This is a genomic window from Lyngbya sp. CCAP 1446/10, assembly GCF_026130175.1.
Taxonomy (GTDB): domain Bacteria; phylum Cyanobacteriota; class Cyanobacteriia; order Cyanobacteriales; family Microcoleaceae; genus Microcoleus.
Map to the genome: position 1 here is coordinate 25,027 of NZ_JAIGNI010000057.1, position 23,586 is coordinate 48,612.

The following is a 23,586-nucleotide window of genomic DNA, read 5'->3' on the forward strand; positions in this document are numbered from 1 at the left end:
GAGAGTTTTTTATTGGAAAAATAAAATAAAAAGTTCTTAAATTCTCAATTTTTCTTGAATTCTACCTTCAGACATTCTGCCTTCTGGCTTCCTCAAATCTCCCCATTTCTGGTCAGATATCGTAAATCAGGAATTCTTAACTTCTTTTTGGCGGCAATGGCTAGTGAGTCTGCTAGAATCCACAACGTAGTTTTATTTAATTTAATAAATTCTTTGAGTCAATCAATTGAGCTACCCAGAGTTGATGATTTTTTACAAGAACTTGCGGCAATCCAGCAAACCAGCTCCAAGCGGATTGCTCTTTTGGGTTCTCGCCACGTTCCTATTACCCACCAGCAGCTAATTGAGATGCTGAGCTACGCCATAGTTCTGGGAGGCAACCAGCTCATCACATCGGGGGCTACAGGCACCAATTCAGCCGCAATTCGGGGCGCAATGCGAGCAGATCCTAATCTGCTGACAGTGATTTTGCCACAAAGTATGAGCCGCCAGCCGCGGGAGTCCCGCGAGCAGCTCGAACAAGTCATACATTTGGTAGAAAATCCCAAAAATGACAGCTTGTCTCTCCCGGAATCCAGCGCCATGTGCAACCAGGAGATTATTTCTCGCTGTCAGCAACTGATCTGTTTTGCTTTTCACGAAAGCCACACTTTGCTGAAAACTTGCCAGGATGCGGAGGAACAGCGCAAAGTGGTGACTCTGTTCTATTTTGATTGAAATGCGAGGCGGATGATGCTGTTGGGATTGCCTGTGTCGGTTATTCTGCTTGATTGTATTGCTGCTGCTGCTGCGCTGGTTTATGCACCGTTTTTGGTGGTTGCCCTCGCTCGCTTGCAGCTAGGTTACGATCAAGCAGCACCTCGCGCTATGTTTGAGAGCTTGCCTGCTTACGCTCAGCGGGCAACTTGGGCTCACCAAAATTCGTTTGAGACGTTTATGCTGTTTTCAGCGGCGGCTTTGATGGCTTTTGTGACAGGAGTAGATTCGGAGGCGGCGGGCTGGGCTGCGATCGCTTTTCCTCTAGCCCGGTTGTTGTTTTCGGTTTTCTATATTCTGAATGTGCCTCTGGGGCGATCGCTCATGTTTGCGATTAGTTCTTCTTGCGCTGTTTCTTTATTCTATATCAGTTTGATGGCTGTGAATGGCTAATTGTCAGTTGTCAGAAAGAAGAAGGAAGAAGGAAGAAGGAAGAAGGAAGAGGGAAGAGGGAAGAAGGAAGAATATTTTAAATTCCCAATTCCCAATTCCCAATTCCCAATTCCCAATTCCCAATTCCCAATTCCCAATTCCCAATTCCCAATTCCCAATTCCCAATTCCCAATTCCCAATTCCCAATTACTAATTTATGGCTGCTAATTATTCATTCGATATTGTCAGCGAGTTCGATCGACAAGAATTAGTTAACGCTGTTGACCAAACAGTGCGAGAAATTCAAAGCCGCTACGATTTAAAAGATACCAAAACAACCGTAGAATTGGGCGAAGAATCAATCACTGTTAATACCGACAGCGAATTTACTCTCGATGCGGTTCACACTGTTTTGCAAACTAAAGCCGCCAAGCGGAATTTATCTTTGAAAATTTTTGATTACGGCAAAATTGATCCTGCTAGCGGCAGCCGCGTCCGTCAAGAAATTAAACTAAAAAAAGGACTAACTCAAGAAATCGCCAAACAGATTACTAAGTTAATCCGCGATGAGTTCAAAAAAATTCAAGGTTCGATTCAAGGCGATTCAGTGCGGGTTTCTGCTAAAGATAAGGATGATTTGCAGTTGGTGATTCAACGATTGAAGCAAGAAGATTATCCCGTGGCTTTGCAGTTTAACAATTACCGGTAAATTGGTGAAAGCTAAGTATTGGATTGTCAGTTGTGCGATCGCATCTTTGAGTGCTATAGAACTTGCCTTGCGCTTGCTCGGATTCGGAAATCCTGCCTTGCTGCAAGCTGATGCGAATGCTGGCTATATATTTGCACCAAATCAACTTGTATATCGCTTTGGCAATAGACTTGAGTACAATCAATTTTCTCAGCGTTCTGAACAAATCGATTCAGCAAAGCCTGAAGGTACTCTCAGAATTTTGATGATAGGAGATTCGGTTCTCAACGGTAATAATACCACCGATCAGCAAGAAACTATTCCAGAATTGTTTGAAGCGCGTTTGTTGGGCATAAAAAACCAAGTTGAGGTGCTGAATGCTTCTGCAGGTTCTTGGGGAATTGGCAATCAATTGGGATATATTCGCAAGTTTGGCACTTTTGAAAGCGATGCTGTGATTTTGCAAATTGGTACTCACGATTTGCTACAACCTCCAAGCAGCAGCGCGGGGGTGGGAAATGACCCGCTGATGCCGAATCGCAAACCGTTATTGGCAATTCAAGAAGCGTTTCAAAGACACGTTAGCCCCAAATTGTCAAGTATTTTTGTATCGAATTCTCCTGCGGCGGGAGTGCCGGTGTCGGAATCACAACGGTTTAGGGAAAATATGCAGCGATTTGAGCAAATAGTTGCTTTGGTGCGAGCTAAGAATATTCCGTTGTTTGTGTTGTATACTTGCGATCGAGCGGATTTACTGCCGATACCGAATCAGCCAAGGTTTAAATCTGAGTTTGTCGATCGGCTAAAAGCTTTGAAAATTCCAGTCATAGACATTCACGTAGCCTGGTCAAAATTGCCGAAAACCACGGTAGAAAGTTATTTTCGGGATGGCGTACACCCCACAGCCCCAGCCTATGAATCAATCGCAGATTTAGTCTTTCAGCAGTTGTGTACTGAGAAAAAATTAGCTGCTTGCTCATTAACTAATACCAACTCTGAAAAGTAGTGCCACACATATATTTTACGCGATCGTCTGTAAGCAAACGGTATTGCCCTTTCCCGATCCCGATCGGCGAATTTCAATAATTGGTAAAAAATTTAATTGTGTAGCAATATCTAATCGAAATTGATTTTAAATATCTAAATTCATGACTCTTTTAGTCTCAAGTTTACCCGCACTTACTGCAAGTTGGTCGCACTTAACCGACGTAAATCCTGTGGCGCTGACTGCCGATGAAAAACCAAGTTTCTGCGTCTAGGACTATACTTTACATTTTTTAAAGTGGATCTATTTAGCTGCCGAAAGATGGGATGAACATCAGGATGTCTGTGATGGATGGCGGCGAAGCCACAAAATACGTCAAATATATCACCAAAGGCAATGCTACAGCTATAATTGCTTTAACCGCGAGTGTGTTGGAAGAAGAAAAGGCGATCGGGCTTTCAGCCGGTTGTGATGACTTCCTTCGCAAACCCTTCGTTGAACACAGTATTTTTGATGCACTAGCTAAGCATTTGGGAGTCAAATATATCTATGCAGAAACAATATCTCCTGTCTTGGATGATACAGAAAAAAGCCCATTGACATCGGAAGATTTAAGCTGTATGAATCAAGAATGGATTAGTCAACTATACGAAGCTGCACTTGAGGCAAATACTAACCTCGTGTTACAAGTCGTAGGAGAAATTCCTCAAACAGAAACTCGTTTGATAAAATCCCTAACAAAACTTGCCAGTGAATTTAAGTTTGAGCAGATTCTTGATTTAGTTGAACCCCTAATAAGCAATGAATCTTAATTCGGAAATCGAAAAGAAAGGTAATATTCTAATTGTAGACGATCTTCTAGAAAATCTACAATTACTAAGCGATGCGCTCCTCAAACTCGGCTACACTGTTCGCAGCGTCACCAGTGGGCGAATGGCAATGAAAACGGTGAAGGTAAAGCGACCAGATGTGATACTTTTAGATGTTAAGATGCCAGAAATGGATGGTTATCAAGTCTGTAGAACTCTCAAAGCCGATGCAGATTTTAGCCACATTCCAGTGATTTTCATTAGTGCTTTAGATGATGTCTTCGACAAAGTAACCGCCTTTGATTCAGGGGCTATAGACTACATCACCAAACCATTTCAAATCGAAGAAGTAGTGGCGCGTCTGGAAAATCAGTTAACGATTCAACGCCAGCAACAGCTTCTGGAACAAGAAAACATTAAGCGCCGGGAAGCAGAAGAGGTACTTTATCAATCGAGGGCTTTACTGGCTAGTGTTTTGAATAGTTCCCTTGATGGTATTGCGGCAATGCAGGCTGTTCTTAACCCCCAAACAGGGGAGATTGAAGATTTTCGGTGTTTAGTTGTCAACCCCGTGATTGCTAGAGCTTTTAAATGCAGTAGTGAAGAGATGATTGGCAAATTGGTACTAAAAAACTTTTTGAACAATATTGATCTAGAATTATTTAATCGCTTCGTTAATATTGTTGAGACGGGGGAATCTTTAGAACAGAATTTTTACTATGAATCGGAAAAATCTTGCTGGTTTCACTTCGTAGCAGTTAAGTTAGGAGATGGTTTTTCTGTTACTATTCGTGATATTACCGCCCGCAAACAAATAGAATTGGCTCTCCAAGATGCCAATCAAAAATTAGAAGAACTGGTAAATATCGATGGTTTGACTCAGGTGGCTAACCGTCGCTGTTTCAACAATCGCCTTCAAAGTGAATGGCAACGCCTAGCGCGAGAAAATCAGCCACTTTCTCTAATTTTATTGGACGTTGATAAATTCAAATCCTACAACGACTACTATGGTCATTTGGCTGGCGATGATTGCTTAATTAGAATAGGTCAAACATTACAAAAAGTAGTCCGTCGTCCCACCGATTTAGCAGCGCGTTACGGTGGCGAAGAATTTGTGATACTCCTCCCGAATACGGATTTAGAAGGAGGGATTAAGGTGGCACAAAACATTCAAGAAGAAATTCACAATCTGGCGATTCCTCATGCAGAGTCTGACGTGAAGGAAATCGTCACAGTTAGTTTGGGTATTTCCTCAGTCATACCCACCTTGGAAGTTCAACCAGATACACTGGTAGCCTTTGCAGACAAAGCTTTGTACGATGCGAAACAACAGGGGCGCGATCGCTGGAGTACAAATTGTTGAAAAATCGGGGCGTTTTTTTGAGGAAGGGGGAATTATGCCGTTAGACAGGACTTTTCGCCAGTTGTAATTAATCCTGGTTTGTTCTTTTTCATGGTCAGATGGTCAAACTTTTGATCATGAAAGTTTGATATTTTCCGTCCCCTGACGCTTCCGCAGAGGGTGGAGATCCTGCCTTTCTCACAGGATGGAAATAGGGTTGGCTGAAAGAGAAATAAGCTGTAGCTAGGGCTACACATTAAGAATGTAAATCCTAACTAAATATCTAAACCAATGACTGTCAAGTCGGGAGGATGTTCGACAACAAACTGGTAATCTAACTCTTGTTTGGCTTGCGGGGGCAGAGACATTATCCATTCCAACATTCCCATTTCACCTGCTACTATCTTCGGATTAGTTTGAGTCAACCGCACTTTAACTTGTTCATTGCGGCTGACTGGTAGTTGCTCTTTCAATGTCAAGTTTACAGGCAGTTGCTGCAAGTTGGTCACAATTAACCGATAAGCGTAACTCGTGCGCCGCTGATTCCCGATCAGTTTTTTATCTACTTGTCTTTCCACTAATTCTCGCTCGATTTTTAGTCCTTCATCTATTCCTAAATTCAGCTTGAATTCTTGGCCAGGGGAAATATTTGCTAGCTGTAAAGTACCTACGAAAGTGTTGTCGCGAAAGATATTTGCTTGACCGGGCAGGAGAGTTGCACCTGTCATTGGATTGGTGACAATTGCTTGCAAATAAGCAAAGCTGACTAAACGCGGAACGGCTATGTATTGAAGTTGGGAGGGATAATTTTCGCTGAAAATAGTGACTTTGTGCGGCGTGCCGTCGCTGGGAATATTGGTATTTCCTCCTACTTGAAAGGTGACTGTGCCGCCTGCTTTAGATACTGTTGCTGTGGCGGTTTGAGCTGCTATGGGTTCGGGTGCGGGAGCGCTGCCACCAACAGCCATCATGTCTAATTGCTCCTCGTCTTCCATCTCAGATTCCATGAAATTGTCATACACTGCTGACGTTTCTGGTTTCGCACTTCGTTCCATCCGCGCTCTGGGAAAGCCTTGGCTTTGAGCAGATTTTGGGCGAACAATATCGATAAACCAGGGTTGGAGTTTGGGCGGCAAAGTTCCCATTCCGGGTTTTGCTGTTGATAAAGTTAGCGCTACTCCCGTCCAATCTTCGCCTGTATTTTGATTTACTTCGGCTAGGTAATTGAGATTGATTTGGTTGTTGGTAGTATCTATTCGCAAGTCGTAAAGGGGAGTCCAACGGGCTTGGGTTACTACATAGGAAATTTCGAGTTCAAAATTGCCGCTGCCGCTTGGTTCGATCGCCACAATGATGTTAAAACTTTTCTGGGAATGGGGAGTTTGTAGTTGGCGCAACTGCTGGCGCAAAGCTTCTATTTGCTTGTCTAATTCGCGCTGCTGTCTTTCGTGTTGCCCGATCGCACTTACGTACTTTTTATAATTGCTGCCTAAAAAATTGAGCAATTCTCCGGTTTCGTTCAAACCAATTTGCTGTTTGGCGATGCCACTGGCAAAGGAACCGACGCTTTTTGCGCTCAAATTCTCGACAAAGTTGAGTTGAATTATTCGCGCGGCGATTTGGTCTTTTATGGCGCGTTTTTGGGTTTCTAATTCTTGGATTTGGTGGGTTAATTCGGCGATGCGATCGCCCGTAGGTTCGCTGCTAAACACTGTTTCGCTACGCACTCCCAGCAATCGCACGGCGACTGTACCCGCGCCGGTGGCCCTGACTGACTCTGTTTCGAGGGTTGTGGGGAGGGAGGCGATCGTCAATTCGCGCTCGTTTCCCGTCAGGGCTACTGTGCCGCGGCGGGTGATCAGGGCGCGATCGGTGTACGCGGTAACTTCGGAAATTTGCGACTCTACTATTTTGATATTATCGCGATCGAGTAAATTTGAATCAGTCATTGCCACTAATCCCTTTACGAAACTCCTTTAATGCTTCCAAAGGCGAAGCAAACAAAATGCAGCGCTTCAACAAAGATAAGTCTAACTCAGGCAGCAATTCGCTGCTAGTAATTCGCTCGTAACCCTGTTCTTGCAAGCGGTAAATTTGCAGCGTTCCGTCTTCCCAAAACCAAACTTCCGGCACACCCATTAGCCGATATTTCTGAAGTTTAATCGGACTCCCGCTAGTAATCACCACCTCAACGCATAAGTCAGGAACATCCTTATCTGTCCCAAAACAATAAGACAAATCTGCCTGATACTCGACTTGATTTTCAACAATCTGACTGTAAGCACCGCTCGGAAAAAATTCAATTTCCTTAACTTCAAAGTAGATCCCAAGCAATCCTGCAATCATGGATTTAACCACTTCATGAGGTTTACTAATGCCCACAATTTGTAACACTCCTTGACCATAAAATAACCGCACTCCAGGCACATCATCAAAACTAGCTTGAATTGCTTTGAATTGATGCCATGTTAAGCCGCGGCAAGTGAAATGCTGCTCGGCTGTGGGAGAAACTGTGGGATTGTCTATAGTTTGAACCATGACTGTCCTGTTGATTTAAAATCGTAGCAGTAACTCAATGTTAACTCAGCGGCTCGATTCCCGCCAAATCCAAAATTTGTCAAGTTTCGCGATCGCCCATTCCTCTACCAAACTCCTCAAGCGCATCCAAAGGCGAAGCAAACAAAATGCAGCGTTTGAGCAAAGACAAGTCTAACTCAGGCAATAATTCGCTGTTGGTAATTTGCTCATAACCCTGTTCTCGCAAATGGTAAAGCTCTAGCATTCCATCTTCCCAAAACCAGACTTCCGCTACACCCATCAGCCGATACTTCTGAAGTTTAATCGGACTACCGCTAGTAACAACTACCTCAATACACAGATCGGGAACATCTTTTCTATTCCCTATACAATAAGATAAATCTGACTGATACTCGACTTTACCCTCAACTATCTGACTGTAAGCACCGCTGGGGAAAAATACAATTCTTCTTTGTATAAAATACTGTCCTATTAGCAAGCCAATCAGACACCGAATTTCTTCATGCAACTTTCCAGTAGCCACAATTTCTAACACTCCTTCACAGTAAAATAAACGGACATTCCGCACGTCCTCAAAGCTAGCTTGAATTGCTTTGAATTGATGCCAGGTTAAGCCGTGCAAGATAAAATGCTGTTCGGCTGCGGGAGAAATTGTGGGATTGTCTATAGTTTGAACCATGACTGTCCTGTTGATTTAAAATCGTAGCAGTAACTCAATGTTAACTCAGCGGCTCGATTCCCGCCAAATCCAAAATTTGAGGAATCAAATCTTCTCGCTTGATTGCCATCATGTGAACTCCTTGACATAATTGCCGCGCTAGCTTGACTTGTTCTGCCGCAATTTTTATGCCTTCCTGCAAAGGTGCTGGGGATTTTGCCAAACGATCGATCGTCTCTTGCGGGATGTGAACTCCCGGCACGTATTTTTTAATAAATTCAGCATTTTTAGCTGATTTAAACAAAAATATTCCTGCTAAAATTGGTTTGTTGCAGCCAGCAGCAATTTGCTGCATAAACTTATCAAAAACGTCAAAATCTGTAATTAATTGGCTCTGAAAAAACTGTGATCCGGCTTCTACTTTTTTCTCAAATCGACTTTGTAAACCAGACCAACTGGGGGATTGCGGATCGACAGCGGCACCGACAAATAAATCGGTAACTCCGTCTGTTAAAGCTTTGTCGTTCCAGTCTTTGCCGCCGTTCATTTTTTGAATTACTTGCAGCAGTCGCACTGATTCTAAATCGAATACACTTTTGGCTTTTGGATGGTCGCCGGCTTTGACTGGATCGCCGGTGAGTGCCAAGATATTATGGATGCCTAAAGCGTGGGCTCCCATGAGATCGGCTTGCAAACCTATTTGATTGCGATCGCGACAAGCAACTTGACAAATCGGCTCAATGCCGTGCTGCAATAGAATCACGGAAACTGCTAGCGGGCACATTCGCAGCACTGCGCGGCTGCCGTCTGTGATATTAATAGCGTGAACTCTATTTTTTAGAAGTTCTGCCATTTGAATTGTATGGGTGATGTCGCCCCCTTTTGGCGGAGCAACTTCGGCGGTAATTATAAATTCTCCGGGGGTGGTGCAGGCTGTACGAAAACGGTTCATAGTTAGTTGATAGTTGACAGTTGACAGTTGACAGTTGACAGTTGGCAGTTGACAGTTGACAGTTGGCAGTTGGAAGTTGACAGTTGGCAGTTGACAGTTGGTAGTTACTACTAATGACTAATGACTAATGACTAATGACTACTGACTACTGACTAATGACTACTGACTAATGATTAAAGAGGTAGAGAATAACCGAAGGCGGTTTTAACTTTAGTCAGAGTTTGGTTGGCAATGGTTTCTGCCTGTTCTTTTCCGCGACGCAGTACAGATTCTAAATATCCCGGTTCGTCCATTATGTCCTTGTATTTATCCTGAATTGGTTTGAGGGCATTAATTGTTGTCTCTGTCAACAAGGGTTTGAAATCTCCCCAACCCATGTTTTCACATTCCGCTGCAACTTCTTCCTTCGATTTGCCGGAAAGCAGGAGATAAAGTGTTAGTAAATTTCTAGCTTCGGGGCGTTCTGGGTCGTCGAAAGTCAAGCCCCGGACGGCATCTGTTTTGCAGCGCTTGATTTTTTTAGTAATGTTTTCTGGCGAATCTAATAAGTTAATTCGACTTTGTTCGGAAGGGTCGGATTTTGACATTTTGCGCGTACCGTCTGTCAAACTCATTACTCTCGCGCCGTCTGCCCTAATTAGCGGTTCAGGAAGTTTTAATACGGGTTTTTCGGGTGTGCCGAATTGGTGATTTAATCTGATGACTATATCGCGGGTGAGTTCCAAATGCTGTTTTTGGTCTTCTCCCACTGGCACTTTATCGGCATCGTAAAGCAAGATGTCTGCTGCCATCAATACGGGATAATTTAGCAAGCCTGCGTTGACATTTTCGCCTTGTTTAATTGCTTTTTCTTTAAACTGAATCATATCTTCGAGCCAGTTAATCGGGGTAATGCAGTTTAGCAGCCATGCTAGTTCTGTATGGGCCGAGACGTGGGATTGCACGAAAATAGTAGAATGTTCTAAATCGATGCCGCAAGCTAAATAGAGGGCGGCGATGGCGTAAGTGTCGGAGGCTAGGGTTGCTGGATTGTGCGGTGCGGTAATTGCGTGCAAATCGACTACGCAAAAGTAGTTTTCGTACTGGCTTTGATTTTCTACCCAGTTGCGAATGGCACCGAGATAATTGCCGAGGTGAAGATTGCCTGTTGGCTGAACTCCTGAAAGAACGCGCTGTTTACCCATGAGGAAAGAATAGAATTTATTTCACATTTCTATTTTGACACGTTATTTTGATTTAAGATACTTTTGGTTGAAATTTACATTTTGCACCATTGTCAGCAAGGGGCTAGAAGAAGACCGGGCGGTTGAAACCGCGTCTATACAAACAAAACCCGCCTCCGCGGGTTGAAGAATGGGCATTAAAATCCCTTTAATTTCTTCAGTCCGCGCACCATCCGGACATCGTTTGTGTAGACGCGGTTGAAACCGCCGTCTAATCTTGCAAAAAGTTACAAATCTGTCAGCAACCGGGCTTTTCGTAAAATAAATGTGAGAACTGTTTCTTGGCCGGTGATAATATCGGCTCTGCCCTCCATTCCTGATTGAATTGAATACTGGCGGGGGGCGTTTGCCTGGGGTGTTCCGAAGAATTGACCGCTGGTGGATTGGAGTTTGGTTAAATAGGTTTGTTCGGGCTTAATTGCTACTTCGTAATAGGCTGTACCTAAATTGTTACCGGCATTTTGAGGGGCGATCGCGTCTGGGGCGATCGCGCTGACGGTTCCTTTCAATGTCCCGTAATCGGGGAAGGGTAAGGCGGAAATCCTGATCTGTACGGGTTGGCCGATTTGGATGCGGGCGATGTCTTGGGATGTGACTTTGGCTTTGACTATTAGGGGTACGTCGCTGGGGACGATTTGGGCGATCGCACTGCCGGCTTGTATAGTTTGACCAGTGTTTTGTACTTCCAATTTCAGAATTGTACCATCAGCGGGCGCGCGGATCACGCTATTTTCTAGTTGTGACTGAATTTGATTGAGTTCTTTTTTAGCTTGAATTAATTGTTGTTGAATGGACGATCGCTTGACGAGCAAAACCCGCCGACTTCGGCCCAGTCTCTCGGCGACATCCGGCTGCGATGTGGCGATTTTCACTAGAGCGGACTCGACTACTTCCTGGGCGGCTGGACTTGCAGTTTTGATGCTTTGAAATTGGCCGCTGGCTAAAATTTGATTTTCCAAGTCCCGCAGTTGCTGGTTGATTTGCTGTGCTGCTGTTTGAGACTGATTAATGATTTCTTGGAACTGCTTTTTTTGGGTGTCCAAACGCGAAGCGTCTACAACTGCGATCGCATCTCCGGCTTTTACTGTCTGATTCTCGCTGACAGCAATGCTTTCGATGGTTCCTTCGGTTGCTGCTTGCACAACGCGCACTTCTCCGGCTGGACGGACGATCGCGTCTGCTTTGACTGTAGCACTGTATTTGGTGACGCTTGCAAGGGCGATCGCCCCGCCAAACGTGGCCACCATCAAAATTCCCCCCAAAGTTGTCCAGCGGCTGACAGGGGGCAAAAACTGGTCGTTATCAAAGGTTTCTGCGGGTGTGGGTTCGGGAGTGCGAGGCATGGCGGCTACTGGGGGTGAGGGTTCGAGGGGAAGAATGTTGAGTTTTGATTTTTGAGTTGGGGAAAGGGAGAGAGCGATCGCCTATTTCTTTCGTCACATTTATTTTCTGCTTTCCGGACACCAAGCATAGGTTTAGAAATATCAATCAAAATTCATAGGGTCAAGGTCAAAATCCGCACAGCTTTGCAGTCTCCACCCGGAAATCTCCCCAAACATCAAGAATGGTGGAGCCAGCGGGCAAAAGTCAGGAAATTAGAGAATTTCAGCAATGATTTCTGGCGCTGTTACCCGGTTTTTCTGGGATCTGTACGTAAGTAAGTAGATATGTATTAATAGGAGTTCCTTATGTCGGATAATCAACACAATTCACTCTTCACCGAACTAACGGATCGAGAATCGGGTACTGTCAGCGGTGGCAGCATTACCAAGGGTTTCAGCAGTTCTAACAGCAACAGCGACACCAATAACAGCAGTAGCAATGGCGTCAATACGCTGTTTTTCCTGCCACAGCCCAGCCAGATTTTCCTTTACGATCCGATTCGCGATCGCCCTTACAAAACCCTAATAGTCTAGATAGCTGAGTCAGGTAGCGCGATCGAAATGAATTTAGAAAATATCTCGGTAATATTCCGGAACTCGCACACCCCTTCAAGAACTATTAGTTAGTAATTACACGAGGCTATAGAGATTTATAAAATTTCTAATTCTCGTTCCATCTTGTCAAATTAAATGGAGTCAAATCATGAAAGAAACTAAGGAAAATTCACTGTTTGCTGAACTCACCCCTGAAGAATCAGCTAGCGTCAACGGCGGTTACTATTATGCCAATAATCGCTACAACAACGACTGCGATCAACGGCGCAGTTGGGTAGTGTACCGCCGGAATTGCGACGGTTCCTTCAGAAGAGTAGTCCGCTACGGCTACTCCTAAAGTTTAGGGCTGTGAATTCAGCTCTCTAACTGTTGATCGAGAAAGCACCCATAATTTCATGGTGCTTTATTTAAGCGAGGCTGTAGAAATTTTAGATAATTTCTAGTTTCTGTTAAAAACTTTTAACCTTGAAAGGAGTCAAATCATGCAAGAAAATAAGGAAAATTCACTGTTTGCTGAACTCACCCCTGAAGAATCAGCTAGTGTCAACGGCGGTTACTATTATGCCAATAATCGCTACAACTGTAACCGTGGGCGCCGCCGCAGTTGGGTCGTGTACCGCCGGAATTGCGACGGTTCCTTCAGAAGAGTAGTCCGCTACGGCTACTCCTAAAGTTTAGGGCTGTGAATTCAGATCTCTAACTGTCGATCGAGAAAGCACCCATAATTTCATGGTGCTTTATTTAAGCAAGGCTGTAGAAATTTTAGATAATTTCTAGTTTCTGTTAAAAACTTTTAACCTTGAAAGGAGTCAAATCATGCAAGAAAATAAGGAAAATTCACTGTTTGCTGAACTCACCCCTGAAGAATCAGCTAGCGTCAACGGCGGTTACTATTATGCCAATAATCGCTACAACTGTAACCGTGGGCGCCGCCGCAGTTGGGTAGTGTACCGCCGGAATTGCGACGGTTCCTTCAGAAGAGTAGTCCGCTACGGCTACTCCTAAAGTTTAGGGCTGTGAATTCAGCTCTCTAACTGTCGATCGAGAAGCACCCATAACTTTATGGGTGCTTTTTGCTGATTGGGTAGTTGGTGAGGAGTAGTGTTCATTATGCTCTACTCATTATTCAATTTGCAAAATGTTAAAGAACATCCCTTTGATCGGCAAAATGCCATTATTCGGACAAGTAAACAGATTTAAAAAATACCAGGTTGTAATCCAGCAGAGTGAAGAAGACTGCGGGGCGGCTTGTTTGGCTTCGATCGCCAAATTTTACGGACAGAATTTTACTATTAGTCGTTTGCGAGAATGTGCCGGCACTGGTCAAAAGGGGACGACTCTGCTGGGCTTGAAGCAAGGCGCTGAGGCGGTGGGCTTTAATGCTCGATCGGTGCGAGCAGCCGCTGCTATTTTAGACAAAATTGACGAAGCACCTTTGCCGGCAATTATTCACTGGAGCGGTTATCATTGGGTTGTTTTGTACGGAAAGCAGGGCGACAAATATGCGATCGGCGATCCGGCTGTCGGTATGCGCTATATTTCCAAAGAAGAATTAGCGGCAGGTTGGACAGATTGGCTGTGCTTGCTAGTAGACCCAGATCCCGATCGATTTTTTGCCGAAGCAGACGGTCAACCGCCCGCCAATTCAGTACAAAAATGGATGCGCCGGGTTTGGATTTACCGCCAGCTTTTAATGGAAGCACTGTTGCTGAATATGGTGTTGGGTTTGCTGTCAATTTCTTCGCCTTTTCTCGTACAACTGCTCACCGACGACATTTTGGTACGGGGCGACACGCAACTTTTGGCAAGTGTGGCGATCGCAGTTATAGTTATGAACCTATTTAGCAGCAGTTTGGGATTAGTACAATCAAACTTGATTGCTCAATTTTCCCAGCGTTTAGAGTTGGGATTGGTGATGGAATTCGGGCGTAAATTCCTGCGATTGCCTTTGAGCTTTTACGAAACCAGACGCAGCGGCGAAATTGTCAGTAGATTACAAGATATCCAAGAAATCAATAAATTAGTTTCTCAATTTGCTATCAGCTTGCCCAGTCAATTTTTTATAGCTGTAGTTTCTTTTGTTTTCATGTTATTTTACAGCAAGGAACTGACGCTGGCAGCTACAGTTATCGCTGTGTTCATGACTGCCTCTACAGTAGTTTTTCTGCCCGTATTGCAGCAAAAGACGCGGAATTTATTTGTACTAGAAGCAGAAACTCAAGGCGTTTTAGTAGAAACCTTTAAAGGCGCGCTGACTGTCAAAACTACTAGCAGCGCCCAGCAACTTTGGGAAGAATTTCAAAGCCGCTTCGGTCGCTTAGCGAGTCTTACTTTTCGGACTACACAAATTGGCATTCTCAACAATATTTTTTCTGGTTTTATTGCTTCAGCGGGCAGCATTACCCTGCTGTGGTTGGGCAGCGGTTTGGTGATTGACAAGGTATTGAGTATTGGTCAGTTGCTAGCCTTTATTAGCATGAATCAAAACGTTACTACTTGGGTGACTTCCTTGGTCGAATGTACTGATGAAATGGCTCGCGTCCAGACAGCAACTCAACGGCTTTCGGAAGTTATAGACGCTGAGCCGGAAAGTAAAAGCGATATTAATAAACCTGTGGTAACGCTTCAAGACCGCGACGAGATTGTTTGCAAGAGTGTTAATTTTCACTACCCAGGCAGACTTGACTTACTGGAAAATTTCTCTGTGACGTTTCCCGGCGGTCAAGCAATTGCTTTAATCGGTTATTCTGGTTGCGGAAAAAGTACGCTAGCTAAGGTAATTGCTGGTCTGTATCCGCTGCAATCTGGTAATGTGAGAATTGGCGGTTACAACTTGCAGGATTTGTCTCTCGACTGTCTCAGACAGCAGGTGGTTCTTGTTCCCCAAGAAGCGCATTTCTGGAGCAGATCGATTCTAGATAATTTTCATTTGGGCAGTCCTGATGCCAGCTTTGAACAGATTGTGAAAGTGTGTAAAATTGCGGGGGCTGACGAATTTATCAGTCAATTACCTGATAAGTATCAAACTGTTTTAGGGGAGTTTGGAGCGAATATTTCTGGGGGACAAAGACAGAGATTGGCGATCGCCCGCGCCATTCTCAACAACCCGCCAGTATTGATTTTAGATGAATCTACCGCAGGGCTAGACCCCGCCAGCGAGGCGGAAGTTTTGGAAAATTTGCTGATGTACCGGCACGGGAAAACCACGATTTTTATCAGTCACAGGCCGCGAGTGATCGATCGCGCCGATTGGATTATCATGTTAGAACGCGGCAGGTTGAAACTGCAAGGATCTGCGGCTAAATTGCGATCCGTTCCCGGAGATCATTTAGAGTTTTTGCATCCTTAAACAAGTTATAGTTAGTTGACAATCAATACGGTTCAATAAGATAAGACGGCGGTTGAAACCGCGCCTACACAAACAAAGTCCGCCTCCGCGGACTGAAGAGAATAAGGTAATTTTAACCGCATACTCTTCATCTTCAACCCGCGGAGGCGGGTTTTGTTTGTATCGACGCGGTTTCTAACCGCCCGGTATTTTTATCATCTTCAACCCGCGGAGGCGGGTTTTGTTTGTATCGACGCGGTTTCTAACCGCCCGGTATTCTTAATTAATGAACCCGACAAACCAAAGGAATCGCCTCTTGATTGTCCAGCACCAAACCATACTCCAAACCTTCAACAACCGCCTGACAAGAAGCATCCAAAATATTAGTAGAAACCCCTACAGTTGTCCACCGCTGCTGGCGGTTGCTCGATTCCAATAAAACGCGAGTTTTAGCAGAAGTACCCGCACCAGAGTCGAGAATTCGCACTTTGTAGTCTGTTAGATAAAAATGTGCAATCGCCGGATAAAAATTCACCAAAGCTTTCCGCAAAGCCGAATCCAAAGCGGAAACCGGGCCGTTTCCTTCCGCACATTCCAGAATATTTGTACCGTTGACTGACAATTTGACAGTTGCTAAAGCCGTACAATCTTCGCCAACCTTATCGCAGTGTACTTGAAATCCCTTAATTTCAAACCACCGCTGGCGCTGTTCCAAAGCCTCCCGCATCAACAATTCAAAACTCGCCTCAGCGCCTTCAAATTGATATCCTTGACTTTCCAAAGCTTTTAATTTTTCCAGAATTTGGCGGCAAGCAGGGTTTTTGCGATCGAGCTCAATCCCAAAAGTCTTAGCCTTCGCCAAAACATTACTCAAACCAGCTTGATCCGAAATCACAATTCGCCGGATATTGCCGATTTTTTCAGGTTCCAAATGTTCGTAAGTTAAGGGATTTTTTTCAACCGCCGATACGTGAATTCCGCCCTTGTGAGCAAAGGCCGAAAGACCAACAAAAGGAGCATGATCATCGGGAGCGAGATTGACAATTTCGCTGACAGATCGACTGACTTGAGTTAATTTTGCTAACTGTTCATTTTGAATACAATCATAACCTAACTTTAGCTGAAAATTAGGAATCAATGAACACAAATTAGCATTGCCGCAGCGTTCGCCGTAACCGTTAATAGTTCCCTGTACCATTTTCACGCCTTCTTGCACAGCAGCCAAAGCATTAGCAACCGCAACTCCAGAGTCGTTATGAGTGTGAATTCCTAAGTGTAAAAATGTTGTACTTTTTGTTGCTAAAAATGCTAAAACATCGCGAACTACTTGAGTTACTTCGTGGGGTAAAGTGCCGCCGTTAGTATCGCAAAGCACCAGCCATTCTGCACCGGCCTCCGCCGCCGCTGCTAAAGTTTGAAGAGCATAATCGGGATTGTATTTGTAGCCATCAAACCAGTGTTCAGCATCGTAAATAACGCGCCTTCCCTGGCTCCGCAAATATTCAATGGTATCTTGAATCATCGCCAAATTTTCATCTAGGGTCGTTTTCAAACCTTCAATAACGTGCAAATCCCACGACTTACCAAACAGTGTTACCCAACGAGTACCGGCCGACAAAATAGGCTGCAACATTTCATCATTGGCTGCGGTTTTTCCCGGCCGCCTAGTGGAACAAAAAGCTACAACTTCTGCTTGAGTTAGTGGCTGTTCTTTGAGCCGCCAAAAAAACTGTACGTCTTTAGGATTAGCTCCCGGCCAGCCGCCTTCTATAAAGGGAATTCCTAAACTGTCTAACTGACGGGCAATTCGCAGTTTGTCTTCGAGAGATAGAGACAGTCCTTCGCACTGAGCGCCGTCTCGCAGCGTGGTATCGTAGATCCAGAGCCGATTTGTCATGGGGAGTTGGGAGAGAAAAATTGGTAATATATGACTTATTATATTAGATGAATTTATTGGAAATAAATGCGATAATATATAGGAAAATTAACATAAATCTAATTGGGGTGAATTGCTGTGGTTAAGGTACAAGCGCAAGGAAAAACATTTGAGTGCGATCGCGAATCGAATCTCCGTGAAGTTTTACTCAAAAACGGCATCGATCTCTACAACGGTAACGCCAAAGTCATCAACTGTCACGGGCTAGGCACTTGCGGCACCTGCGCCGTCAGCATCGAGGGTGAAGTTTCCGAGCCGGAGTGGCGCGAAAAAGCCAGACTTTCCCTTCCTCCCCATTCTTCGGCATCGAACCGCCGTTTGTCCTGCCAAACTAAGGTTTTAGGCGATATTAAGGTGACAAAATATGACGGTTTTTGGGGCCAGGGCTCGGAGACTGTGTGGAAACCGCAAGCATAGATTTTTTGCGGATGAAGGCTGATAAGCTGTACTGCATTTAGATTGCATATTTCGGGCGGGCTAGGAGCATCGCCCCACCGAGAGTATGTAAAAATTGTGCAAAAATTCTAACTGTAAGGTGCGAACACCAGCACCTTACTCTCAAGAATGCCCAGAGGTAAAAAAAGCCAGAAAGTCCATAGAAAAGTCAATGAATTCATCTCAAGATATTCTGATTATTGGCGGCGGAATTATCGGCCTTTCCCTAGCAGTTGAACTGAAGTTGCGAGGGGCTTCTGTCGCCGTTCTCACCGCTGATTCTAAACAACCGACGGCGCGGGCGGCAGCCGGAATGCTTGCCCCCCAAGCTGAACGAATTCCTCCTAGTCCGATGCTGGATTTGTGCTTGCAAAGTCGCTCCCTGTATGCTGCCTGGGTGGAACGGCTGGAAGAGATTACGGGGTTGAAAACGGGGTATTGGCGATCGGGCATTCTCGCACCAGTCTGTCAAAATCAGCCTCAAGAACAGCCACATTTGTTAAACCTTAATTCTCATTGGTTGGACAGAGATGCGATTCGCCAGCACCAGTTTGGATTGGGTGAAGAAGTAATCGGTGGTTGGTGGTATCCTGACGACGCTCAAGTTGACAACCGCGCTTTATTTCGGACACTTCAGACAGCAACTAAAGAATTGCAAATTGAGATTATTCAAGGCAGTGCAGCGGAAATTATTCGGCAGCAAAACCGAGTTTTGGGTGTTGAAACAACGGTAGGAAAATTGCAAGCTGACCATTATGTTTTGGCGACTGGAGCTTGGTCTGAGCAGTTATTGAATGTTCCTATTTTTCCCAGAAAGGGGCAAATGATGTCAGTATTCGTCCCAGAAAATTGTGGAATAACTCAGCCGCTACAAACAGTTTTATTCGGCACCGGTATTTATATTGTGCCGCGTCAAGATGGGAGAATTATTATTGGTGCAACTAGCGAAAATGTAGATTTCACTCCGGGAAATACTGCGGCGGGAATCCACAGCTTGCTAGCAGGAGCTATGCAGTTATATCCCGAATTACAAAATTATCCGATTCTAGAGTTTTGGTGGGGATTTCGCCCAGCAACGACCGATGAGTTGCCGATTTTGGGTGCAAGTGCTTGGGAGAATTTGACGCTGGCGACGGGGCATTATCGCAATGGCATTTTGTTGGCTCCGGTGACGGCTAAATTGTTGGCTGATTCGATTTGGAATCAAAAAATAGATCCGTTATTGGCTGGTTTTAATTATGCGAGGTTTGCATCTTCAAAACTTACTTAAAGCTCTATTTGTAGGTGCGCAGTGCGCACCTTACCGCGTTTATGTAGCGCGTAAAATCATTTTTCAGTAAATCATGATTCGTCAGATTCCTGTTTTTTGGGTTGGTTCAATTCCCTGCATTTAGCGGAAGCCAAATCGTAAGCATTTTGGTAATCTTTGCCGCCTAACATCACATCGCCGTAATATTCATAAGGTTGATTGCCGTAAACCGGTAGCGGGTCATCTTCTGGATAATCTTCTTTTGACTCATCTAGAATTGCTTTGAGTTTCTTGATGCTCAATCGCTGGGCGGGAAAGTAATGAATGTCTTGAGCGCTGAAGCCGAGATGTGGGAAAGTTGGGTCAACAATCCGCTCGTTGAGTTCAATCCAGCTATACTCGATGGGTTTGTACGGTGCTCCGGGTGCAGCTAAAAATCCTTGGATGTAGATTGCGCCTTCGGTGGTTAATGCTGCTTTGGAAGCGTTATCAAAGCAGTTTTTCCGGTTGCTTTTAATGCGAGTGGCGATTTCAATAGAAAGCGTCTCATCTAATAGTTCGCTCATAATCTCTTTTAGTTGCGTGTGCGATTAAATTGTAGCAAGTTAGAGCTCCGAACACAAAGAACGATCGCACTTGCGATCGCTCTTTGTGTTCCCGTTTCCAGGAGTTGAGGCAAAATCCTCTCTGGTGGATGTTGTCTCAATTTTGGCTTTCCGGGGCGGTTTGTCACCTACGCAGGCGGTGTGATACTGGCTGGAAAGTCGATCGCCCGTATCACCCTCCCGGCGGATAAAAAGATTTTGGAGTCGCCGAATGTTTGAGAGTGCGATCGAGTTACAGCTTGGCCCCTTGTAGAACGGTCATTTATTAAAACGAAATGAAGCGCATAAGCTGTTGTGCATTTAAATTGTATGTTGAGGGCGGGCAGGATGCCCACCCCACAAGAGTGAAAATTTATTTTACCATGCAATTTAAATGCTGATTAGCTTACCTATGTAGCAAAGTGGCTAAGGGCTGCACGAATTGCGATGAACCACACCATGAGAGTTGAAAATAGGTACAGGTAGAACCGAAGCATGATCAGATTGAATGTACAATGAACGATGCTATGCAATGCGCGAAAGACAACGAAGATCCAAGCGGCATTCACATAAACTGCATCTACCTGTTTCGTGATGAAGAGGTATAACACCAGCGCATAAAAGAGGACGGGAATCTCGAACAGGTTCTTGAGGTTATCTGATGGATTGGATACGTTTGGTGGCGATATCTGCGCCAGTGTACCAGGTACAGCCAGATCCTTCGGGTCGAGCTTTGTATTTGTGATGAAAGTGATACGGCGGATGTACATATACACCCAGACTAAAAGTGTCAGAAACACCATTGCAAAGAAGGGGCTGAAAATTGCATTTTGCATCATTTATATCTCTCAAACTAAATCGTTCTGAAGATTGGCGGGCGATAAAATCCGCCCTAGGCTATGTACAAGGCTTGAAGAAACAAAGAGTAATGTAAATCCAATCAGAGGATGCAGTACCTCTAAGTGAAAAGGACTCTTGAGATGAATGGTCAAAAATTGTAGTCCCAGCATCACCGGTAGACTTGCGGTGAGACGTTGTATTTGGGGTGAGAATCGAGTGATGAGCGACCATCCCAGCAATAATAATGACAGCCCACTATATCCTCGGACTAGCCAAACATGAATATCCCACCATGCAGGATTAACAAAGTAAGCTACTCCAACCGTTAACAATTGAGCAATCAAGCAGAGGTTAAAGACGACTGAAGTTGCATAAAAGCCGATCTGCATCGAACGGATGGGAGGGCGCTCAATTTCGGAATTGATGGTCATGTGCAGTTATTTTTGATACTTTTGATAATATAAGCTGAGTAACTCAGCAATCATAGACCCCGATCGGGTACACTTTTTGCCAGCATGACCATGACAAATTCCTTAAAGCATATATTTGAAGTAATTAATCAGGTCAAGAATGAACAAGATCTGCGATCGCAAGTCGTGCCGAAAATCGGTGAGTATTTTGCAGCTAAGCGATCGGGAGTCTTTTTCTTCGATCGACTGCCCTTGGTAAATAGCAATCTTCAGAAAACACTGCAAAATGGACTATCAATCGAACATAATCCTGTTGTACGTTATTTAGTAGAGCGTCATGCTCCCGTCCACGAAGCATTAGTAGCATCACCCAAGGTTTGGACTATGATTTGTCCTCGACCCGATCATTGGCACGTGATGGCGGGGCCGATTGTAAGCTGCGGTCAATTAGTGGGTGTATTGGGCTGCACTCGCGAACAGTCAATGCCTGCCTTTGATGCACAAAATCTAGCTGATTTGAGTGCCATCTGTTTGCACTTGTCTGTTTGGACTGCAACAGTGCGATCGCAATACCAACCTTTCAAAACCGATCGCTTAACGTCTCGTGAATTGCAAATTGCCGAGTTGGTTGCTTTGGGACGAACCAACGCAGAAATTGGGACTGAACTTTGGATTACTGAGAATTCTGTGAAGCAAGCTCTGAAGCGAATGTTCCGCAAGCTTGAGGTTTCATCTCGCGCACAGATGGTTGCACAACTTTCTGCTACGAAACACCATTTGCCAAGTGTAAAACAGTCTCTATCTGATTTGGTACTCAACACTGACCAATAACCTTTTGCTTGCGCCTTCACCGACTAAGCAGCGGTATAACTGAGCGTTAACTTGCAAATGCAGGAATACCCGATCTAACCCAAAACTATCGCCTATTTTGTGTCTTGTCACATTCTCATCAAGCAAATTATCAAGATTTTTATGTGTCTGCGACTTGCCGTATAGTATGATTTATAGTTCTGGATTATCAGACCTTTTGCATGAATTTTCGATCGATAAATTGACTGCTGATTCAGGGCAGATGCAACACATATCGACGCAGATGTATTTCAAGATAGTTGATGACTTTTGCAATTTTGTCGATCGCCCATATAGCCCGCAAATAAAAAGTTTTCGGGAGTCGCCCAAGTTTTGAACGTGCGATCGAGTTCAGAGTTGAACCCTTGTGGAAGGGTAAAGTGTGCCACAGACGATGCAAGCCACAAGAGTGCCATACCTCACCCAACGCCGATCGCCTTTGCCACCAACCAGTCGTATTAATGCGTTCCGGTGCAGCGATTTGTGGCGCTGGTGACAGATTTCACAGTTTTTTATGCAAACAAGCCAAAATTGTGATAAGCTCATAGATGTGCAAAAATCGGTTTCAACGAAAAGCAACCGTTGGAAGAAACGGGGAAAGTCCGGTGTAAGTCCGGCGCTGTCCCGCAACTGTGATGAGATGATACAGTCTCTTAGTCAGAAGGCCCGCCGATATCGCAAACCTGTTCTTTTTCGTCTACGAGGCATAGATGATGGTTAATTCAGCTTTCTCAAAATTTATGTGTTTTGGCGATCGATCTATTGACTTAGAACGATATTGATTGGACTTCACTGATTCCTGATAGATTTTAGTCGGTAATAGTTTCTGCGTAAATGTGAATAAAAGGCGATGTCTACCAATCGCTAACTATTTCCGTGTAGTCTGTCGCTACTCTACAGTAAAATCATCATACTTTGTAACTGTTTGAACTCAGCCTCAGTATATTTTTGCTGTCAATTTTCACAAATTTAATCATTGAAATAAGTTGAGTTATGACGATTCTAGCTGAGACATTGAGATATCCTCGGATTGGTAAAAACCTAGAAGTTAAGAAAGCCCTGGAAGCATTTGCGAGTGGGAAATCAGAGACAGATGCTTTATTTCAGACTGTTCCATCGCTGAAAAATATGGTGAAATATGCTAAAGTGCTGGGGGATCAAGCCAATGCAAGTTGAAAATAACAAGCGGCAAGGTAGCTTTAGCTATTGGCAGAATAAGTTCATCCACCAAAATATGCTGACAATTGGATACACAGCTTGGAATGGATTTTTAACCCTTGGTCGAGGTATGACGGTTTGTGATGTCGATCTACCTGTCAATGCACCTGTAAATTGGCAGACTGATACAATTCCGCATTACTTGCAATTCATCACTGAATTATCAGTAACAGATTATTTACGACGACTCGAATTAGAGCCATGCGCCATTTCAAATTTGCTTCAAATTATTGCAACATACAATCCCACCCAAGAAATTATTATTCTGCTAACAGGTGACGGTCAAATTGAAATCGATTTACTGCAACGGTTGGCGATTCCTCCGGTTGATTGTTATGACCAAGTACGTCAGCGCTGGGGTGAATTTCAACTCTACGATACAAGCCAAATGAGAAGACAATGAACTCAATATTATCAGCAGGTTTATGAAGCATGGGTTAAAAGCAAACTGCCATTAACTTATTTTCACAATGGCAA

Annotated in this window: 28 protein-coding genes and 1 riboswitch; of the genes, 17 read left to right on the forward strand and 11 right to left on the reverse strand. The window is 44.4% G+C overall.

Annotation, left to right across the window (positions count from 1 at the left end):
• The first annotated feature begins 213 nt into the window (after positions 1-213).
• The 7 genes from K4039_RS21025 (at position 214) to K4039_RS21055 (ending at position 4,973) form a co-directional block, all read left to right on the forward strand.
• A complete protein-coding gene (locus K4039_RS21025; RefSeq protein WP_265238172.1) occupies positions 214-717 on the forward strand; it encodes a DNA recombination-mediator protein A in 504 nt (167 codons plus the stop codon).
• A gap of 15 nt (positions 718-732) precedes the next feature.
• Positions 733-1,149 carry an MAPEG family protein gene (locus tag K4039_RS21030; RefSeq protein WP_265238253.1) on the forward strand — a complete coding sequence of 139 codons (417 nt, stop codon included), beginning with the start codon at positions 733-735 and terminating at the stop codon, positions 1,147-1,149.
• Entirely contained in the window at positions 1,142-1,342 is a 201-nt protein-coding gene (locus K4039_RS21035; protein WP_265238173.1) for a hypothetical protein, read from the forward strand. The genes K4039_RS21030 and K4039_RS21035 overlap by 8 nt, the downstream gene beginning before the upstream one ends.
• Before the next feature lie 3 nt (positions 1,343-1,345).
• Positions 1,346-1,837, forward strand: a complete 492-nt coding sequence (locus K4039_RS21040) for a YajQ family cyclic di-GMP-binding protein (RefSeq protein ID WP_265238175.1) — start codon at positions 1,346-1,348, stop codon at positions 1,835-1,837.
• A gap of 4 nt (positions 1,838-1,841) precedes the next feature.
• Complete coding sequence (locus K4039_RS21045; protein WP_265238177.1) at positions 1,842-2,822, forward strand: SGNH/GDSL hydrolase family protein; 981 nt, start codon at positions 1,842-1,844, stop codon at positions 2,820-2,822.
• A 305-nt stretch (positions 2,823-3,127) separates the two neighbouring features.
• Positions 3,128-3,613 (forward strand): hypothetical protein, encoded by a 486-nt coding sequence (locus K4039_RS21050; RefSeq protein WP_265238179.1) that lies wholly within the window; start codon positions 3,128-3,130, stop codon positions 3,611-3,613.
• On the forward strand, positions 3,603-4,973 hold the full coding sequence (locus K4039_RS21055; RefSeq protein WP_265238181.1) for a diguanylate cyclase domain-containing protein: 1,371 nt from the start codon (positions 3,603-3,605) through the stop codon (positions 4,971-4,973). The genes K4039_RS21050 and K4039_RS21055 overlap by 11 nt, the downstream gene beginning before the upstream one ends.
• A 254-nt stretch (positions 4,974-5,227) precedes the next feature.
• Here the strand turns inward: K4039_RS21055 and K4039_RS21060 are convergent, their stop codons facing one another.
• From K4039_RS21060 to K4039_RS21085, 6 genes are all read right to left on the reverse strand, one after another.
• Positions 5,228-6,901: a mucoidy inhibitor MuiA family protein gene (locus tag K4039_RS21060; protein WP_265238183.1), complete on the reverse strand. Its 1,674-nt coding sequence runs from the start codon at positions 6,899-6,901 to the stop codon at positions 5,228-5,230.
• The gene (locus K4039_RS21065; protein WP_265238185.1) at positions 6,894-7,490 is read right to left on the reverse strand and encodes a Uma2 family endonuclease; all 597 of its coding nucleotides are present in this window, start codon (positions 7,488-7,490) and stop codon (positions 6,894-6,896) included. The genes K4039_RS21060 and K4039_RS21065 overlap by 8 nt, the downstream gene beginning before the upstream one ends.
• A 79-nt stretch (positions 7,491-7,569) precedes the next feature.
• The gene (locus K4039_RS21070) at positions 7,570-8,169 is read right to left on the reverse strand and encodes a Uma2 family endonuclease (RefSeq protein WP_265238186.1); all 600 of its coding nucleotides are present in this window, start codon (positions 8,167-8,169) and stop codon (positions 7,570-7,572) included.
• A 40-nt stretch (positions 8,170-8,209) separates the two neighbouring features.
• Complete coding sequence (locus tag K4039_RS21075) at positions 8,210-9,100, reverse strand: methylenetetrahydrofolate reductase (protein WP_265238187.1); 891 nt, start codon at positions 9,098-9,100, stop codon at positions 8,210-8,212.
• A 173-nt stretch (positions 9,101-9,273) separates the two neighbouring features.
• Positions 9,274-10,284, reverse strand: a complete 1,011-nt coding sequence (gene trpS, locus K4039_RS21080) for a tryptophan--tRNA ligase (RefSeq protein ID WP_265238189.1) — start codon at positions 10,282-10,284, stop codon at positions 9,274-9,276.
• A gap of 266 nt (positions 10,285-10,550) precedes the next feature.
• A complete protein-coding gene (locus K4039_RS21085) occupies positions 10,551-11,666 on the reverse strand; it encodes an HlyD family secretion protein (protein ID WP_265238190.1) in 1,116 nt (371 codons plus the stop codon).
• Positions 11,667-12,011: 345 nt separating this feature from the next.
• On the opposite strand from K4039_RS21085, the gene K4039_RS21090 reads away from it, so the two are divergent.
• The 5 genes from K4039_RS21090 (at position 12,012) to K4039_RS21110 (ending at position 15,609) form a co-directional block, all read left to right on the forward strand.
• On the forward strand, positions 12,012-12,239 hold the full coding sequence (locus K4039_RS21090) for a secretion protein HlyD (RefSeq protein ID WP_265238192.1): 228 nt from the start codon (positions 12,012-12,014) through the stop codon (positions 12,237-12,239).
• Between the two features lie 169 nt (positions 12,240-12,408).
• Positions 12,409-12,597, forward strand: coding sequence for a hypothetical protein (locus K4039_RS21095; protein WP_265238194.1), 189 nt, complete (start codon positions 12,409-12,411; stop codon positions 12,595-12,597).
• 145 nt (positions 12,598-12,742) lie between these two features.
• On the forward strand, positions 12,743-12,931 hold the full coding sequence (locus K4039_RS21100) for a hypothetical protein (RefSeq protein ID WP_265238196.1): 189 nt from the start codon (positions 12,743-12,745) through the stop codon (positions 12,929-12,931).
• 145 nt (positions 12,932-13,076) lie between these two features.
• Entirely contained in the window at positions 13,077-13,265 is a 189-nt protein-coding gene (locus K4039_RS21105) for a hypothetical protein (protein ID WP_265238196.1), read from the forward strand.
• 133 nt (positions 13,266-13,398) lie between these two features.
• Positions 13,399-15,609, forward strand: a complete 2,211-nt coding sequence (locus tag K4039_RS21110) for a peptidase domain-containing ABC transporter (RefSeq protein WP_265238198.1) — start codon at positions 13,399-13,401, stop codon at positions 15,607-15,609.
• Between the two features lie 262 nt (positions 15,610-15,871).
• Here K4039_RS21110 and cimA read toward each other — a convergent pair whose 3' ends face one another.
• Positions 15,872-17,485, reverse strand: coding sequence for a citramalate synthase (cimA, locus tag K4039_RS21115; RefSeq protein WP_265238200.1), 1,614 nt, complete (start codon positions 17,483-17,485; stop codon positions 15,872-15,874).
• A gap of 117 nt (positions 17,486-17,602) precedes the next feature.
• Here cimA and K4039_RS21120 point away from each other — a divergent pair, with 117 nt between their 5' ends.
• The gene (locus K4039_RS21120) at positions 17,603-17,941 is read left to right on the forward strand and encodes a 2Fe-2S iron-sulfur cluster-binding protein (RefSeq protein WP_194013118.1); all 339 of its coding nucleotides are present in this window, start codon (positions 17,603-17,605) and stop codon (positions 17,939-17,941) included.
• A 190-nt stretch (positions 17,942-18,131) separates the two neighbouring features.
• Complete coding sequence (thiO, locus tag K4039_RS21125) at positions 18,132-19,229, forward strand: glycine oxidase ThiO (RefSeq protein WP_265238203.1); 1,098 nt, start codon at positions 18,132-18,134, stop codon at positions 19,227-19,229.
• A gap of 71 nt (positions 19,230-19,300) precedes the next feature.
• Here thiO and K4039_RS21130 read toward each other — a convergent pair whose 3' ends face one another.
• The 3 genes from K4039_RS21130 to K4039_RS21140 all read right to left on the reverse strand — a co-directional run bounded on the left by K4039_RS21130 (position 19,301) and on the right by K4039_RS21140 (position 21,063).
• Positions 19,301-19,774 carry a hypothetical protein gene (locus K4039_RS21130; protein WP_265238206.1) on the reverse strand — a complete coding sequence of 158 codons (474 nt, stop codon included), beginning with the start codon at positions 19,772-19,774 and terminating at the stop codon, positions 19,301-19,303.
• Positions 19,775-20,202: 428 nt separating this feature from the next.
• The gene (locus tag K4039_RS21135) at positions 20,203-20,631 is read right to left on the reverse strand and encodes an MAPEG family protein (protein ID WP_265238208.1); all 429 of its coding nucleotides are present in this window, start codon (positions 20,629-20,631) and stop codon (positions 20,203-20,205) included.
• A gap of 9 nt (positions 20,632-20,640) precedes the next feature.
• Positions 20,641-21,063, reverse strand: coding sequence for a DUF6220 domain-containing protein (locus K4039_RS21140; RefSeq protein ID WP_265238210.1), 423 nt, complete (start codon positions 21,061-21,063; stop codon positions 20,641-20,643).
• A gap of 90 nt (positions 21,064-21,153) precedes the next feature.
• Here K4039_RS21140 and K4039_RS21145 point away from each other — a divergent pair, with 90 nt between their 5' ends.
• Positions 21,154-21,873 (forward strand): LuxR C-terminal-related transcriptional regulator, encoded by a 720-nt coding sequence (locus K4039_RS21145; RefSeq protein WP_265238212.1) that lies wholly within the window; start codon positions 21,154-21,156, stop codon positions 21,871-21,873.
• Between the two features lie 269 nt (positions 21,874-22,142).
• On the opposite strand, the gene K4039_RS21150 is transcribed toward K4039_RS21145, so the two are convergent.
• Positions 22,143-22,307: a hypothetical protein gene (locus tag K4039_RS21150; RefSeq protein WP_265238215.1), complete on the reverse strand. Its 165-nt coding sequence runs from the start codon at positions 22,305-22,307 to the stop codon at positions 22,143-22,145.
• A gap of 127 nt (positions 22,308-22,434) precedes the next feature.
• A riboswitch (cobalamin riboswitch) is annotated at positions 22,435-22,580 on the forward strand.
• Positions 22,581-22,884: 304 nt separating this feature from the next.
• Here K4039_RS21150 and K4039_RS21155 point away from each other — a divergent pair.
• Both K4039_RS21155 and K4039_RS21160 read left to right on the forward strand, forming a co-directional pair.
• On the forward strand, positions 22,885-23,067 hold the full coding sequence (locus K4039_RS21155; protein WP_265238217.1) for a hypothetical protein: 183 nt from the start codon (positions 22,885-22,887) through the stop codon (positions 23,065-23,067).
• The gene (locus tag K4039_RS21160) at positions 23,057-23,512 is read left to right on the forward strand and encodes a hypothetical protein (protein ID WP_265238219.1); all 456 of its coding nucleotides are present in this window, start codon (positions 23,057-23,059) and stop codon (positions 23,510-23,512) included. Before K4039_RS21155 ends, K4039_RS21160 begins: the two co-directional genes overlap by 11 nt.
• Positions 23,513-23,586: the final 74 nt, after the last annotated feature.

Bases quoted from the DNA above. Each gene is read 5' to 3' on its own strand.
- K4039_RS21030 (WP_265238253.1), top strand. From the start codon at position 733: ATGCTGTTGGGATTGCCTGTGTCGGTTATTCTGCTTGATTGTATTGCT.
- K4039_RS21035 (WP_265238173.1), top strand. From the start codon at position 1,142: ATGGCTAATTGTCAGTTGTCAGAAAGAAGAAGGAAGAAGGAAGAAGGA.
- K4039_RS21040 (WP_265238175.1), top strand. From the start codon at position 1,346: ATGGCTGCTAATTATTCATTCGATATTGTCAGCGAGTTCGATCGACAA.
- K4039_RS21050 (WP_265238179.1), top strand. From the start codon at position 3,128: ATGAACATCAGGATGTCTGTGATGGATGGCGGCGAAGCCACAAAATAC.
- K4039_RS21055 (WP_265238181.1), top strand. From the start codon at position 3,603: ATGAATCTTAATTCGGAAATCGAAAAGAAAGGTAATATTCTAATTGTA.
- K4039_RS21060 (WP_265238183.1), bottom strand. From the start codon at position 6,901: ATGACTGATTCAAATTTACTCGATCGCGATAATATCAAAATAGTAGAG.
- K4039_RS21065 (WP_265238185.1), bottom strand. From the start codon at position 7,490: ATGGTTCAAACTATAGACAATCCCACAGTTTCTCCCACAGCCGAGCAG.
- K4039_RS21070 (WP_265238186.1), bottom strand. From the start codon at position 8,169: ATGGTTCAAACTATAGACAATCCCACAATTTCTCCCGCAGCCGAACAG.
- K4039_RS21075 (WP_265238187.1), bottom strand. From the start codon at position 9,100: ATGAACCGTTTTCGTACAGCCTGCACCACCCCCGGAGAATTTATAATT.
- trpS (WP_265238189.1), bottom strand. From the start codon at position 10,284: ATGGGTAAACAGCGCGTTCTTTCAGGAGTTCAGCCAACAGGCAATCTT.
- K4039_RS21085 (WP_265238190.1), bottom strand. From the start codon at position 11,666: ATGCCTCGCACTCCCGAACCCACACCCGCAGAAACCTTTGATAACGAC.
- K4039_RS21090 (WP_265238192.1), top strand. From the start codon at position 12,012: ATGTCGGATAATCAACACAATTCACTCTTCACCGAACTAACGGATCGA.
- K4039_RS21095 (WP_265238194.1), top strand. From the start codon at position 12,409: ATGAAAGAAACTAAGGAAAATTCACTGTTTGCTGAACTCACCCCTGAA.
- K4039_RS21100 (WP_265238196.1), top strand. From the start codon at position 12,743: ATGCAAGAAAATAAGGAAAATTCACTGTTTGCTGAACTCACCCCTGAA.
- K4039_RS21105 (WP_265238196.1), top strand. From the start codon at position 13,077: ATGCAAGAAAATAAGGAAAATTCACTGTTTGCTGAACTCACCCCTGAA.
- K4039_RS21110 (WP_265238198.1), top strand. From the start codon at position 13,399: ATGTTAAAGAACATCCCTTTGATCGGCAAAATGCCATTATTCGGACAA.
- cimA (WP_265238200.1), bottom strand. From the start codon at position 17,485: ATGACAAATCGGCTCTGGATCTACGATACCACGCTGCGAGACGGCGCT.
- thiO (WP_265238203.1), top strand. From the start codon at position 18,132: ATGAATTCATCTCAAGATATTCTGATTATTGGCGGCGGAATTATCGGC.
- K4039_RS21130 (WP_265238206.1), bottom strand. From the start codon at position 19,774: ATGAGCGAACTATTAGATGAGACGCTTTCTATTGAAATCGCCACTCGC.
- K4039_RS21135 (WP_265238208.1), bottom strand. From the start codon at position 20,631: ATGATGCAAAATGCAATTTTCAGCCCCTTCTTTGCAATGGTGTTTCTG.
- K4039_RS21140 (WP_265238210.1), bottom strand. From the start codon at position 21,063: ATGACCATCAATTCCGAAATTGAGCGCCCTCCCATCCGTTCGATGCAG.
- K4039_RS21145 (WP_265238212.1), top strand. From the start codon at position 21,154: ATGACAAATTCCTTAAAGCATATATTTGAAGTAATTAATCAGGTCAAG.
- K4039_RS21150 (WP_265238215.1), bottom strand. From the start codon at position 22,307: ATGGCACTCTTGTGGCTTGCATCGTCTGTGGCACACTTTACCCTTCCA.
- K4039_RS21155 (WP_265238217.1), top strand. From the start codon at position 22,885: ATGACGATTCTAGCTGAGACATTGAGATATCCTCGGATTGGTAAAAAC.
- K4039_RS21160 (WP_265238219.1), top strand. From the start codon at position 23,057: ATGCAAGTTGAAAATAACAAGCGGCAAGGTAGCTTTAGCTATTGGCAG.